Origin of the sequence: Nocardia sp. NPDC005978, from assembly GCF_040614455.1 — a bacterium.
Classification (GTDB): domain Bacteria; phylum Actinomycetota; class Actinomycetes; order Mycobacteriales; family Mycobacteriaceae; genus Nocardia.
This window is the reverse complement of sequence record NZ_JBEXUS010000101.1, coordinates 16,116-29,663: the sequence shown is the minus strand read 5'-3', so window position 1 is coordinate 29,663 and position 13,548 is coordinate 16,116. Positions and strand designations below refer to the sequence as shown.

Genomic DNA, 13,548 nt, shown 5'->3' with positions numbered 1-13,548 from the left:
TGCCGCAGCCGTGCAGGTTCACCGCGAGCGCGGGCGCTTCCCCGTCCCAGCGCATCGCCGAGGGTCCCGCGACGGGCAGCAGTTCGTCGACGGCGCTCAGAGCCGCGTGGACGCCGCCATCGTGTACGAGCGGGACAGGTCTGGGCCGTCGGCCGCTACGGCGAAATCTTGCGCCGAATCCCCGGTCCAGTGATCCCGGCCCGCGAATACACCACGCGGAGAGCGCATTCGGAACATTGCAGGAGCATGGCGAGCTTCACCCCTCGGCGAAGCCAGCACCGAATCCCCCGATAGACGCTGCCGACCGTCCGAATGTCGAACGCGGAGTGCCGATTCCGCGCACTACCGGGGGCGAGATCAGCTCTCGGCCGCCGCCGCGAAGCGCGTGCCGATCTCGGCGGCGGTGACCTTGGCCAGCTCTACCAGGAACGGGACGCGTTCGGGGATCATGAGGGCGGTGGGGCCGCGCAGGCCCAGGGCGAAGCGGCAGCGGCCGGCCGGATCGAGGATCGGCAGGCCGATCGTACGGAACTCGGGGTCGAGTTCGCCGTCGTTGTAGGCGTAGCCGCGCTCGCGGGTCCGGGTCAGTTCGGCGCGCAGTTCGGCCGGGCCCGAGACCGAGCGATCGGTGCCCTCGTCGTAGGGCAGGGCCGCGAGCTCCTCGTCGCTCGCGTCCGACCAGGCCAGCAACGCCTTGCCCAGGGCGCTGGCGTGCAGCGGCAGCCGCACGCCCTGGAGGCGATGGCCGTCGGTCTCGCGCCAGCGGCTGGTGCCCAACAACACCGCGTGGATGCTGTGCCGGATGGCGACCGAGGCGCTGGCGCCGGTGGTGGCGGCCAGTTGTTCCAGGCACGGTTCGGCGAGATAGATGCGGTGCTGGCGGTAGGCGATCTGGCCGTATTCGGCCAGCGCTCCGCCCATTCGGTAGCGGCTGGATTCCTCGTTCTTCTCCAGGAATCCCGCGGCGACCAAGGCGGCCAGCAGCCGGTGCGTCGTGCTCACGGCCAGCCCCTGCTGGCGCGCGATCTCCGAGACGCCGCGCTCGTCGCCGGCCCGGAAGCATTCGAGCACCGACAGGGCACGGGCGATGGTTTGCACACCGGGGGCTTCCACGTCAGCGACGGTAGCACGCCCGCAGCGAGATTCCGGACCACGCTTTCCACTATCCGGAAAGGCCGCCGGTGGGAGTATTCGCCTCAGCACGCGCAGAACTCTTTCGCGGATCAGCGCTTTCATCACGAGCACCGGCGGCCGCACGCGGTGTAACGGCTATGCCCCACCCGTGTCAAGCCTTCCGATCCTCGGAAAGCATTACCTCGCCGTAGCGGCTCGAGATCCCTACTGTCGCTGGACATCGGCCGATATCGCGGCCGATTCTCGAACCGGAAGAGGTGCCCCCACGATGTTCCGCACACGTCGGCCCAACCGTTGGCGGCTCGCGCTCGCGCTGGCCCCCGTCGTCGCTCTCGTCGCCGCGTGTGGATCGGGCGCGAGCACCGACGACGCGGCCAAGCCGGAGCTCGTTCTCAAGGTCGTGGACCCGGGCAACTCCGGCCCGCTCGCGATCGGCAAGCGCGACGGCACCTTCGACAAGGCTCTGGCCCCGCTCGGTGCGCGCATCGAATGGGTGACCACCACACCGGGTTTCAGCTCCATGCTGAAGCTGTTCAACACCGGCGAACTCGATGTGTCCGGCGCGGCGTTCAGCCCGGTGGTCGGCGCGCTGTCCAAGGACGTCCCGGTGCGCATCGTGGCCGTGCAGGATCCGGCCGGCAAGGACCAGAGCGGCATCATCGCCCACCCGGACTCCGGCATTCGCGCGGTGAAGGACCTGGCGGGCAAGCGCGTCGCGGTGAACCCGGCGGGCAAGGGTGAGTACATCCTGCTCAAGGCGCTGGCCCAGGCGGGCGTCCCGGCCGACAAGGTGACCCGGGTTCCGTTGCAGCAGAAGGACGCCGCCTCGGCGTTCGCCACCGGCAAGGTCGATGCCTGGTCCTCGTTCCTGGTGCCCTACCAGGAGGCCAAGGCCAACGGCGGCGTCGAGCTGGCCACCGAGCAGAGCATCGGTTCCAAGGACAACACCGTCGTGGTGTTCCGCACCGAGGTCCTGGACAAGCGGCCCGACGTCGCGGCCAAGTACCTCGAAGTGCTGCAGGGACTTTCGGCTCAGCAGCGGGCCAACCCCGCGGAGTTCGAGAACGTCTTCGAGAAGACCGGGCCGCGCGCGCTCAGCGGCGCCCGCCTGGCCGACGCGGTGCGCGTGGGCTCGGAGGCGACCCAGCCGCACCTGCCCAAGGAGTCCGACGCCGCTGATCTGGCCGACGTGGTGAACCAGTTCGCCGACAACGGCGTCATCAGCCGCAAGATCACCGCCGCGGACATCTTCTACGACCTGAAGTCCAAGCTGACCCCCGAGCAGCTGGCCGCACTGAAGGAAAGCTGACATGGCCGTCCTCGTCGCCGCGGGCACGGACGCGCGAACCCCCGCCGCGCCCGGCTCCCACTCCCCCACCGCCGCCGAACTCGTGCTCGCCCCGCCCCGCGCCCGCATCGAGAAGCGCAGGCCCGCATGGCTGTCGATTCCGCTGCGGTTCCTGCTGCCCGCGCTGATCTTCGCGGGCTGGTGGATCGGTTCGGCGACGGGGGCGCTGTCCCCGCGGGTCCTGGCCGGACCGCCCAAGGTGTGGTCGGCCTTCACCGAATTGCTCGGCACCGGCCAGCTGGTGGACTTCGCGCTCGCCTCGTTCACCCGGGCGGCCCTCGGGGTCGCGCTCGGCGTCGGCGCGGGCCTGCTGCTCGGCTTCGCCGCCGGGTTGTCCGGTCTCGGTGAGGAATTGGTCGACTCGACCATGCAGATCCTGCGCGCGGTGCCGTTCCTGGCGCTGGTGCCGCTGTTCATCGCCTGGTTCGGCATCGACGAGCTGTACAAGGTGCTGCTGATCGCGGTCGCCACCGTCGCGCCCATGTACGCCTACACGTATCTGGGCGTGCGCAACGTGGACCGCAAGGTGGTCGAGGCCGCGCGCGGGTTCGGGCTCAGCGGCATACGGCTCGTGCTCGAGGTCATCCTGCCCTCGGCGCTGCCGGGCGTGCTCATGGCCCTGCGGGTGTGCCTGTCCATCAGCATCACCGGCCTGATCGCCGCCGAACAGGTCGGCACCAACGAGGGCGTGGGCTACCTGGTGACCTTGGCCCAGGAGTACAACCGCACCGATTACATGGTGCTGTGCGTGGTGCTCTACGCGCTGCTCGGCCTGATCTTCGACGGCCTGGTCCGCATCGCCGAGCGGTACGCCATGCCGTGGCGGCGTCAGGTGGCGATCCGATGACCGCGGTGACCGCACGCGTCGAGAGCCCGGTCGCGGTATCGATCACCGGACTGCACAAGGCCTTCGGTGAGAAGGTCGTGCTGGACGGCATCGATCTGACCATCCGGCGCGGCGAATTCGTGGTGCTGCTGGGCCCCAGCGGCACCGGCAAGACCACGCTGCTGCGGCTGCTGACCGGACTCGAGCTTCCCGATGCCGGACAGGTACTGGTCCCCGCCGCCCGCACCACCGTCTATCAGGAACCGCGCCTCATTCCCTCCAAGCGGGTGCTGGCCAATGTCGTTGTCGGCCAGCGCCGTTCCCGCCAGGTACGCGAGGCCGGGCTGCGCGCGCTGGCCGAGGTGCACCTGGACGGCAAGGCCCGCCAGTGGCCCGCGACCCTGTCCGGCGGCGAGGCCCAGCGCGCGGCCCTGGCTCGCGCCCTGGTCCGCGAACCCGAACTGCTGTTGCTGGACGAGCCTTTCGCCGCGCTCGATGCCCTGACTCGCCTGCAAATGCAGGATCTGGTGGGCGATCTGGTGGCCCGGCATCGCCCGGCGGTACTCATGGTCACCCACGACGTGGACGAGGCCGTGCGGCTCGCGGACCGCGTCCTGGTGCTGGACAACGGCCGCTTCGCGGTCGACACCGACATCGACCTGCCGCGACCGCGTGATCGCACCGACCCCGCGGCCCTGCGCTATCGCGCGGACTTCCTCGCCCAGCTGGGCGTGGACCGCATTCCCGAAACCCCCAGGAGCACTTCATGACCGACACCCTCTGGTACACGCGCTGCCCCGTTCCCACCGCGAGCGGCCTGGCGCACAGCCTCGGCTGGCTCGGCGAGACCGCCGCGCACAGCGGCCTCGACTTCGGGGTGCTCCAGGATGCCGGGCCCGAGCTGGCGGGCTTCCACTTCTCGCACGAGCTGTCCGGCCTGATTCGCGAGGGCGGCAACGTGCCCGCGCTGGCCGCCCGCGCCCAGGGTTCGCCCACCCGGCTCATCGGCCTGACCTGGATCGACGAATCGCAGGCCATCCTGGTCGGCCCGGATTCGCCGGTCGCCGGCGCGGCCGATCTCGCGGGACTGCGCGTCGCGGTGCCCGCGTGGGCGCAGGATCAGGCGCGCAGCTTCCCGCGTGCCATGGCGCTGCACGGCTTCGCCAACGCGCTGCGCCCGGCCGGGCTCACCCTGGCCGACGTGCGCGTCACCGAGGTCGGGGTGGAGCGGGACCCGCAGGTGCGCACGGAGGTTCAGGAGCGGCGTCGCGACATCACCTGGGGCGTGCGGGAACTGCTCGACGGTGCGGTGGACGCCATCTACGTCAAGGGCGCCCGTGCCCAGGAGGTGGCGGTCGAACACGGCCTGCGGGTCGCCATCGACCTGGACGCCTCCGAGACCAAGCGACTGCGGGTGAACAACGGCACGCCGCGCCCGATCACGGTGCATCAGGACCTGCTGGACACCAAACCCGAAGTGGTGGTCGGCTTCCTGGCCCAGAGCCTGCGGGCGGCGGACTGGGCGGCGGGCAATCTCGACGGCGTCCGCGAGGTGCTCCAGCGCGAAACCCTCTCCGGTCCCGACGGTGTGGTGGCCGCCTACGGCACCGAGTTCCATCGCGGCCTGCACCCCTCGCTCACGGCCGAGCGAGTCGAACTGCTCGGGGTGCAGAAGCAGTTCCTGTACAGCCACGGCTTCCTGGCGGCGGACTTCGACCTGGACGCCTGGGTCGCGTACGAGCCCCTCGAGCAGGCCCGCGCTCTGGTCGCCGCCGAGCGGGTGCCGGCATGACCGAATACCTGTGGCGGCTGCCCGCCCGTGGCGACGGCCGGCGCGCGAATCCGGAACTGCGGCAACGCGGCGGCTTCGGCGGGCCCGGCCCCAGCACCCCGGCCACCGATGTGCGGCCCGGCAATTTCGGGCCGTTCGACGACCTGCACCAGATCATCGACGCCGCCGAACTCAACGGCCTGGACGGCGTACTCGCGCCCTACGATCCACTGGGCGAGGAGTCCTGGATCGTGGCCGCGGGAGCGCTGCGAGCCACCCGGCACGCCCGGGTCGTCGTCGAGTTCCAGCCCGCCTTCGGCACGCCCGTGTACGCGGCCAAGATCTCGGCCACGCTGCAGCGGCTCTCGGCCGGGCGGCTGGGGTGGCGGCTCGCGGTCGACACCGACATCGCCGACGAGCGGGCGCGCGGGGACCGGGTCGTCGGTGACGATCGGTATGCGCGGGCGGCGGAATTCCTCACCGTCGCCCGGGGTGTCTGGAACTCGGATCCCATTCCGGGCGCGGGATTCAAGGGCACCGGCTTCGAGTACGCGGGCGAGTTCTACGACGTCATCGACGGCGGTTTCCGGGGGATCCTGTCCGGACTGCCCTTCCCGCAGGTGTACCTGTCCGGGACTTCGGCTGCCGCGCTGAAGCTTTCGGCGAAGCACGCCGACGTTCACGTCTTCACCGAAGCACCCGACGGTTTCGCCGCGCCGCTGGCCGAGCTGCGCCGCCTCGCCGGCGCGCAGGGCCGCACGGTCCGGGCCGGGCTGGAGCTGCCGATCATCGCCCGCGAGACCGAGACCGAAGCCTGGGCCAGGGTCGAAAGGCAATGGCGCGAACTGCATCCGACGGGTCCGGACGCCACCTCGCTGAGTCTGGGCGACGGCCGCTGGGCCGGATTCGGCGAACTCGGGTACCCGCAGGCCATCGGCCTGGTCGGAAGCTACGAGCAGGTAGCCCGGCAACTTCAGGTGTACACGGCCGCCGGGATCGACAGCATCGCGCTGTCCGGGCATCCGCATATCGAAGAGGTGCACCGCACCGGCGAACACCTGCTGCATCTGGCCGATCCGGCCGGACGCGTCCTGACCGAGGCGCCCGCGTGATCGATCCAGCACGGCGTCCGGGCACGAGCACGGAGCGCTCCCCTCACCGGCGGAAGGGCACGGCATGACCATCGACATCTATTGGCGCATCGGCATGGAGGGCGATCACGCCTCGCTGCGCACCCCGCGCCGCTACAACCGCGGGCACGCCGGGGGTTACGGCCCGGGCAACATCGCGCCCGCCATTCGCGGCGGCGAACTCGACGGCTACGGCTACATCGACCATGTCGCCGCCGTGGCCCGGGCCTCGGAATCGGCCGGCTTCCTGGGCGGACTGCTGCCCTCGTTCCCGGTCACCGAGGATCCCTGGGCCATCGCGGCCGCACTGGCCCGCGAGACCACCACCTACCGGTTCATGGTCGCCTTCCAGCCCGGCTTCCTGCACCCGGTGCAGGCCGCGCGCATGTCTGCGAGCCTGCAGCGCGCCACCGGCGGGCGATTGGTCTACAACATCATCAGCGGGGGCGGCGGACCGGCCCAACTGTGGTGGGGTGACAAGGTTTCCCACGACGACCGGTACGCGCGCACCAGCGAGTTCCTCGACGTGCTGCGCGGGGTGTGGGACGGCGAGCCCTACACGCACGACGGGCGTTTCTACCGGGGCGAGGAGGCGGCGCTGCCGCCGGGCCTGGCGGGGCAGCCCTTCCCGGAGGTCTACTTCTCCGGGTCCTCGGGCGCGGCGGTGCAGGCTGCGGGACGGCACGCCGACTACTACCTGTCCTGGCTCGAGCCCTTCGCGGACCTGCGGGCCAAGTTCGACGGCGTCCGCGCGCACGCCGACCGGATCGGGCGCACCCCGAAGTTCGCGGTCCGCATCGACATCGTCGCCCGGCACACCGAGGAGGCCGCCTGGGCCGAGATCGAGAAGGGCTGGGCGTTCGTGGACCGCGACGCCGCCAATCGCGCCGCACAGGGCGATTCGGTCGGCGCGGCCCGCATCAAGGGCTGGGTGCCCGAAACCATCACCGGCTACCGGGATCTGGAGGTGCAACCCAACGTGTGGTGCGGCTTCAGCCTCATTCGCGGCGGGCCCGCGTTCGGCCTCGTCGGCAGCTACGAACAGGTGGCCCAGCGCCTCGACGAGCTGACCGCGCTCGGCGTGGATGCCTTCATCCTGGCGGGCAATCCGCACCTCGAGGAGGCGTACCGGGTCGGCGAGGAAGTGCTGCCCCTGCTGGGCCGTTCGCGGCTGACCGCACCGGAACCCGTTGCCGCGCTGTCCGCTACGCGCTGAGCACACCACGAACATCGAATCAGGAGACATCATGACCACCGTCGAGACCGTCCTCTCGGACACCGCCGCCGAATTCGTCGCCGCCGTGACCCGCGACGCGGACAAGGCGTTCCGGGTGCTGCGCGAGAGCGGCACCGTGACCGGCAACGGCACCGTCAACTTCGTCGAGCGCGTGCCAGGCGAGGACATCGCCGTCGCGCTCAACGAGCCGGGCCCCTGGGCCGACGACCGCACCGTGCGACCGGTGGTGGCGACCTTCGATGGAAAGGTGCTGTCCGGCAGCGGTTCCGCCGGATTCGTCACCGGCTACGCCAAGGTGTTCCGCGCCCACCCGGAGATCACCTCCGTCGTGCACGTGCATTCGCCGTGGCTGGGCGGCTGGGCGCAGACCCACCGCACCCTGCCCATTCGCTACGCGGCCGTGCAGCGACTGACCCTGTCCCGGGAGATCCCGCCGCACATCGACCGCAGCATCGGCGCGGGTGACTTCATTCTCCAGCGCCTGACCGTCGACCCGGACCTCATCGCCATCTTCGAGGCCAACGGCGGCGCGAACGTGATCGGCCGCGGCGGGCTGCTCGACCTGGCCAAGCTCGTCGTCCTGCTGGAGGAGGGCGCGCAGTACCAGGCGATCGGCGAAACCCTAGGCGGGTCCGTCGATTTCGACGCCTCCAACCTCGCCGTGCAGTGGGGCCGCACCGGACTGGCCGACGAGGCCCGCCGCCGCGGCCTGATCTGATCCATCACTCCCACCCCGAAGGAATCCCCCCGTGACCGTTCGCATCGGCTACTTCCCGCACAATAACTCGCTGTTCGTGCTGCGGCACCGCGGCATCGTCGAACGCACCCTGCCCGACGTGGAATGGGTCGACCTGCGCGCGCTGCCCGAGACCCCGCGCGCCGACGTGAAAACCGCACTGCCGTCGCTGCATTCGGACTGGCTGTTCGAGGACGGCGGCTACGACGTCATCGGCACCGGCTTCACCCCGCCGGTCACCGCGCTGGCGAACGGCCGCGACATCGTCTACCTCGGCATCTCCGGACCGCGCATCGAGAACGGCCGCCTGGTCGCCAAGGCTGGCAGCGGCATCGAGACCGTCGCCGACCTGAAGGGCAAGCGCGTCGGCATCGCGCACGGTTCCTGGCAGACCACCCTGCTGCTGTTCGCGCTCGAGCGGGCGGGCCTGGGCTGGGCCGACATCGAGCCGGTCGACACCGATGTCAACGGCGGCGCCGCGCTGCTGAACGGCGACCTCGACGCCTGGGTCGGCGCGTACCCCGGGCTGGCCGCCATCGAGGCGCAGGCCGAGCTGCACACGCTCGTGGACACCGAATCGCTGTTCAGTCACCCGTCGCTGTGGTTCACCCGCCGTGACTTCGCCGAGGGCAATCGCGAAGCCCTGGAGTCGATTCTGGCCGCACTGCAGGAGTCCGACGCCTGGATCACCGAGAATCCGCGCGCAGCGGCGCAGTACTTCGTCGACGACATCGTCGCGCGCGGCGGCACGGCCGATCTCGACGCGTGGGAGGCCGCGCTGCGCGGACGCCCGTTCGGGGTCGACCCGGTCTCGGAGTCGTTCCTGGACGAGCAGCAGCACGCCGCCGACCTGCTGGCCGCCAATGGCTTGCTGCCCAGGACCGTTCAGGTTCGCGGCGCGGTACTGCCCTGGATCTCGGACTTCGTCGCGTCCACCCGGAACGCGACCGCCGTCGGCTGAAGCCCTGCGACACCGGCCGGACAACGAGGTCCGGCCGGACCCGTCCGCGGGCCGCGCCGGTGTTCAGCCGGCGCGGCTCGCGGCGGCCAGTTCGGGGTAGAACGCCGCGAAGATGCCCAGGTCGGTGGCCCGCGAGAAATCCGGGTGGCCGGTCAGCTCGCGCAGATCGTCCAGCGCCTTGCGGCCGTAATAGCCGCCGCGCCCTTCGATTTGGGGAACCGGGACGGCGCGACCGGCGGCGATGACCTCGAGATTGCGTTCGAACAGCAGCGTGCAGGCGCGCAGGCCCCGCAGCATGATGTCCTGGAAGCCGTCGGTGTCGGCGATCGGGAAGCTCTCGGTATCCAGGACCGCACCGGTGTCCACCCCGGCATCGATCTCGTGCAGGGTTGCCCCGTAGGCGGTGTCACCGTTGAGGATCGCGTGCGCGATCGCGGCCTCGGGCAGGCCGCGGTGGCGCGGCAGCAGGCCGTTGTGGATGTTGTAGATGCGAAAACCCGCGGCCAGCAAGGGTTCCCGCAGGATGGTGGCGTTGTTGACCGAGAACACGATTCGGTCCGAGGACGCCGCCGCCAGCCGGTCGGCGGCGGTGTTCACATCGGTGACCGCGAGCAGCGGGACCGCGCGGGCACCGGCCGAGGTCTCCTGGCCGGGCGGAACCACCACCAGATCCACCGGACGCCCGGCCGCCAGGGTGTGATCGACCGCCCGCCACAGCAGCGAGCCGCTACCGATGAAAATCACCGCTGCACTCCTGTTCTCGCCACCGTCACGGCCTCGACCACCCGGTTCAGCGTCAGGTGGTGGATGAGGCCCTCCACCTGGGCCACGAACGCCTGTTCGGCGGCCGGGCCCACGATCTGGCGCGACACCTGCGCGAGCATCTCCACCGTGGCCAGCGAATCGCCGCCCAGCGCGAAGAAGTCGGACTCCGCGGTGAGCTCGGCGGGCTCGCGACGCAGGATGCGGGCCCAGATGCCGCCGACCTGCTCGTGCAGGAAGTCCTCGGGGTCCGCGCCGGAACCGTTGTCCGGCTGCGAGTTCGGATTCGCAGCGGGCACGATTTCCACCGAGCTCGCGGGCACGGCCTCGGGCACGATCGCGCTTCCGTCCGCGGCATCGGAGCGCACCTCGACCGCGGCCTCGGACCCGCCCTCGGCCAGCCGGACCAGCGCGAGCCGATCGGTCTTGCCGTTGCTGGTCAGCGGTAGCACCCGCAGCCGGTGGAAGGCCCGGGGAATCATGTACACCGGCAGCCGCGCGCCCAGGAAGTCCCGCAGTTCCTGATCCCCCGGCTCCCCGTGCGGGACATCCGGGGCGGTCACCACGAAGGCGTCCAGCACGTGATCGCTATGCTCGGCACGGCGGCGGCCGACGACGGCCGCGGCGGCGAGCGCGGGATGCGTCTCGAGCACGCAGCGGATCTCGTCGGGTTCGACCCGGTTGCCGCGGATCTTGACCTGATCGTCCACCCGGCCCGCGAATTCGAAGGTGCCGTCGCCCAGCCGCCGGACCAGATCGCCGGTGCGATAGGTGCGTTCGCCGCCGACGGTGACGAACCGCTCGGCGGTCAGCTCGGGCCGGTGCAGGTAGCCGGCCGCGACCTGCGGACCGCCCAGATAGAGTTCGCCCACCTTGCCGTCCGGGACCGGCCGGCCCTGGGCATCGAGCAGGTACACGGTGGTGCCGGGTGCGGGCAGGCCGATCGGCACGGCGGTCGCGTCGCGCGCGGGGACGCCGGTGAGGATCTGCGAGATGCAGACCAGGCTCACCTCGGTGGGTCCGTAGCTGTTGACCAATCGCACTCGCGGGCCGAAGAATTCGCGCACCCGCCGCAGCAGATCGTGGCTGAGCTGTTCGCCGCCCAGGACCACGGTGCGCATACCGACCGGCCGAATGTCCTGCCGGAGGACGACTTCGGCCAGGCTCGGGGTGAGGAACAGGGTGTCCGCGCCGTCCCCGCCCAGCATGTCCGACAGCGTCAGGTGGTTGATCTCGCCCGGGACCAGCACCACCGCGCCGCCGGCGATCAGCGGCGAGACCATGGCCATGCACGCCATATCGGCGGCGGGCGTGTGATAGTGCGCGTACCTGGTCCCCGGGGTGAGGTGGTACCAGTCCAGCGCGGCGCGCAGGTAGTGCACGACCCCGTCGTGGGTGACCCGTACGCCCTTGGGCCGCCCGGTGGACCCGGAGGTATAGGTCACGTAGGCGACATCACCGGGTTCGACGCCGACATCGACCGGGGCGGAACCGCTTTCGGGAAGCTCCTCGAGAATCAGCACCGGAACGGTCGGCTCGGCCAGCTCGGCGTACCGCCGCTCGACCAGGCACAGGCGCACCCCGGAATCGTCCAGGACCTGGGCTATGCGCTCGGGCGGATGTTTGGGATCCAGCGGCAGGAACGCCGCACCGGTTTCCAGAATCCCCCACTGGCCCGTCAGACCCGCCCGGGTACGGCCCGCGAGGATGGCGACGGTCTCGCCGTGCCGGACACCGTGATCGCGCAGGGCGGCGGCGATCGCGGCCGAGCGCTCACCCACCTGCGCGTAGGTGAGCGAGCCTTCGGGACCGGTGATGGCCACCGCGTCGGGCCGGGCGGCGACCTGGGCGCGCAGCAACTCCACCAGGGTGGCCTCGAGACCGGTGAGGCGAGGGTGTTCGGCGGTGTCGAGCACGGCGCTCACCGGGTCCAGCAGCTCCGCGTCGTCGAGGTGCAGCGCCGGAGTACCCGCGCCCGTTTCGGCATCGATGCCCGCGAGTTCGACAGCTCCCTGGTCGGCAGTTCCGTGGCCGGCGGCTCCCTGGTCGGCGGCTTCGAGGTCAGCGGCTTCGAGGTCAGCGGCTTCGAGGTCAGCGGCTTCGAGGTCGACAGCTCCCTCGTCGGCGACTTCGAGGTCGGCGGCTTCGACCGGCCCGGCGCTCGTGAGCGCTTCGGCGGCGGCGTCCCCGAGCCCCTTCGCGATGGTGTCGAGCAGCGCTTCCAACCGCTCCGCCACACCCTTGCCGTTGCGGCAGGACACCGTGATCCCGGTGGCGTGCTCGGATTCCACGATGGCGAAGCTGAGCGGCGCGAGGCCGGTGTGCGCCGGGATGGCGACCAGCGACGCGGGGGTGAAGTCGGGGCCGGCGAAATCGCCGAGGGTCACCTTGCCCGCGTGGGAGATGATGGCGGAGCACAGGTTTCGGCCGGTGCGGCGGCCGAGCTTGTCGACGGTGCGAATGATGCCCTTGGCGATCGGCGCCGGAACCTGCTCCAGGCCCGGGTTCTTCATCTGGTTGAGTTCGTCGCGGCGCATCAGCCCCGCCAGCATGCGGGCGTTGATCTCACGCCAGCCCTCGCCCGGTTCGGTGTCCAGGAACAGCGGCAGCGTCAGGTTGGCGGTCGAGCGCAATTCGGCGTCATGCCTGCGCAGGTCCACCGGAATCATCAGGCGGGCGCGCGAACCGGTCGCTGCGGCGACGATCTCGCCGATCCGCGCCACGATGGCAGGACCGACCCCGGGCAGTGCGCGGTGCCGTAGCAGAAACGGACGCCCCGCGATGGTCGCGCCGTGCCCGATCGGCGACCGGAAGTTCGGGACCATGGACGTCGGCGAGCCGGGAATGCCGAGCCGGAACGCGAGTTCCTGATCGGTGGTGGCGTCGAGGGCGCCCTCGGGGGCGGCCCCGCGCAGCACCCGAAACACGTCGGCGGCCCACAGTTGCAGCCCCTTGGCGTCCATGACGCCGTGGAAGGCCCGGAAGATCACCGTGACCGGATCGGCGGTGAGCAGCACCACCTCGCAGTTCGGCGCCTCGGACACGTAGTCCGGCCGGCTGATCGGACCGCCGAGCACCGCGTCCTCGGTGAGCCGATCGAAGTCGAGCACGGTGTTCGCCAGCGCCCGCACCCGCGGCACCGCGCCCCGCGCGATCCAGTCCGTACCCGAGCGCACCAGCCGCGCACCGGGATGAACCCGCGTGGCGACCTCGACGGCGTGCTGCAACTTGTCCGCGTCCAGCGCGCCGCCGCCCTCGACGACCACCTGAATCAGGAAGTGCGGGTGCACCTCCCGTGCGGAGAGGTAGAGCCGTTCGGTGGGCGAGATGCGGCGGCGAAAGGCGCTGCTCAAACTGGATCCACTCCTATAACAAGGCCCACACGCGATGAAGGGACCCGCACGCTACGCGCCCCACCCCGGCTCGATCGTCGCGACCGAAACTCGCAAACAGTCTAAAGTCGGCATTGGGGACCGTGCTGTGTGCTTTCTCACCACCGATCCGCCCGCCGATTGTCACCGCGCCCGGCTCGCGCGCCGTCCGCCCGGCAGCGGAGCCGTGGCCGATCGACGGCCGGGCCCATCCGCGCGATAGCCGATCCGACCGGTCCGCGCTGTTATAGTCGCGACGTAAATCGTTGTAC

The 13,548-nt window shown here is 70.8% G+C and carries 12 protein-coding genes; 9 read left to right on the top strand and 3 right to left on the bottom strand.

The features are described from left to right. Window positions 1–193 (top strand): hypothetical protein (locus ABZ319_RS32065; RefSeq protein ID WP_354990277.1); only part of this gene is annotated, 193 nt, incomplete at its 5' end. A gap of 164 nt (window positions 194–357) precedes the next feature. Here ABZ319_RS32065 and ABZ319_RS32060 read toward each other — a convergent pair. Beyond that, window positions 358–1,113: an IclR family transcriptional regulator gene (locus tag ABZ319_RS32060; protein WP_354990276.1), complete on the bottom strand. Its 756-nt coding sequence runs from the start codon at window positions 1,111–1,113 to the stop codon at window positions 358–360. 289 nt (window positions 1,114–1,402) lie between these two features. Between ABZ319_RS32060 and ABZ319_RS32055 the strand changes: the two genes are divergently transcribed. The 8 genes from ABZ319_RS32055 (at window position 1,403) to ABZ319_RS32020 (ending at window position 9,143) form a co-directional block, all read left to right on the top strand. After that, window positions 1,403–2,443 (top strand): NrtA/SsuA/CpmA family ABC transporter substrate-binding protein, encoded by a 1,041-nt coding sequence (locus tag ABZ319_RS32055; protein WP_354990275.1) that lies wholly within the window; start codon window positions 1,403–1,405, stop codon window positions 2,441–2,443. A gap of 1 nt (window position 2,444) precedes the next feature. Continuing rightward, on the top strand, window positions 2,445–3,329 hold the full coding sequence (locus ABZ319_RS32050; protein ID WP_354990274.1) for an ABC transporter permease: 885 nt from the start codon (window positions 2,445–2,447) through the stop codon (window positions 3,327–3,329). Continuing rightward, the gene (locus tag ABZ319_RS32045) at window positions 3,326–4,078 is read left to right on the top strand and encodes an ATP-binding cassette domain-containing protein (protein ID WP_354990273.1); all 753 of its coding nucleotides are present in this window, start codon (window positions 3,326–3,328) and stop codon (window positions 4,076–4,078) included. Before ABZ319_RS32050 ends, ABZ319_RS32045 begins: the two co-directional genes overlap by 4 nt. Continuing rightward, window positions 4,075–5,100 carry an ABC transporter substrate-binding protein gene (locus ABZ319_RS32040; RefSeq protein WP_354990272.1) on the top strand — a complete coding sequence of 342 codons (1,026 nt, stop codon included), beginning with the start codon at window positions 4,075–4,077 and terminating at the stop codon, window positions 5,098–5,100. Before ABZ319_RS32045 ends, ABZ319_RS32040 begins: the two co-directional genes overlap by 4 nt. Continuing rightward, window positions 5,097–6,191 carry an LLM class flavin-dependent oxidoreductase gene (locus ABZ319_RS32035; protein ID WP_354990271.1) on the top strand — a complete coding sequence of 365 codons (1,095 nt, stop codon included), beginning with the start codon at window positions 5,097–5,099 and terminating at the stop codon, window positions 6,189–6,191. Before ABZ319_RS32040 ends, ABZ319_RS32035 begins: the two co-directional genes overlap by 4 nt. A gap of 64 nt (window positions 6,192–6,255) precedes the next feature. Beyond that, the gene (locus ABZ319_RS32030; protein WP_354990270.1) at window positions 6,256–7,425 is read left to right on the top strand and encodes an LLM class flavin-dependent oxidoreductase; all 1,170 of its coding nucleotides are present in this window, start codon (window positions 6,256–6,258) and stop codon (window positions 7,423–7,425) included. A gap of 31 nt (window positions 7,426–7,456) precedes the next feature. Beyond that, on the top strand, window positions 7,457–8,164 hold the full coding sequence (locus ABZ319_RS32025; protein WP_354990269.1) for a class II aldolase/adducin family protein: 708 nt from the start codon (window positions 7,457–7,459) through the stop codon (window positions 8,162–8,164). A 31-nt stretch (window positions 8,165–8,195) separates the two neighbouring features. Further along, window positions 8,196–9,143 carry an ABC transporter substrate-binding protein gene (locus ABZ319_RS32020; RefSeq protein ID WP_354990268.1) on the top strand — a complete coding sequence of 316 codons (948 nt, stop codon included), beginning with the start codon at window positions 8,196–8,198 and terminating at the stop codon, window positions 9,141–9,143. A 63-nt stretch (window positions 9,144–9,206) separates the two neighbouring features. Here the strand turns inward: ABZ319_RS32020 and ABZ319_RS32015 are convergent, their stop codons facing one another. Both ABZ319_RS32015 and ABZ319_RS32010 read right to left on the bottom strand, forming a co-directional pair. Continuing rightward, window positions 9,207–9,887 carry a formyltransferase family protein gene (locus ABZ319_RS32015; protein ID WP_354990267.1) on the bottom strand — a complete coding sequence of 227 codons (681 nt, stop codon included), beginning with the start codon at window positions 9,885–9,887 and terminating at the stop codon, window positions 9,207–9,209. Further along, entirely contained in the window at window positions 9,884–13,258 is a 3,375-nt protein-coding gene (locus tag ABZ319_RS32010; protein ID WP_354990266.1) for a non-ribosomal peptide synthetase, read from the bottom strand. The genes ABZ319_RS32015 and ABZ319_RS32010 overlap by 4 nt, the downstream gene beginning before the upstream one ends. Between the last annotated feature and the right edge of the window lie 290 nt (window positions 13,259–13,548).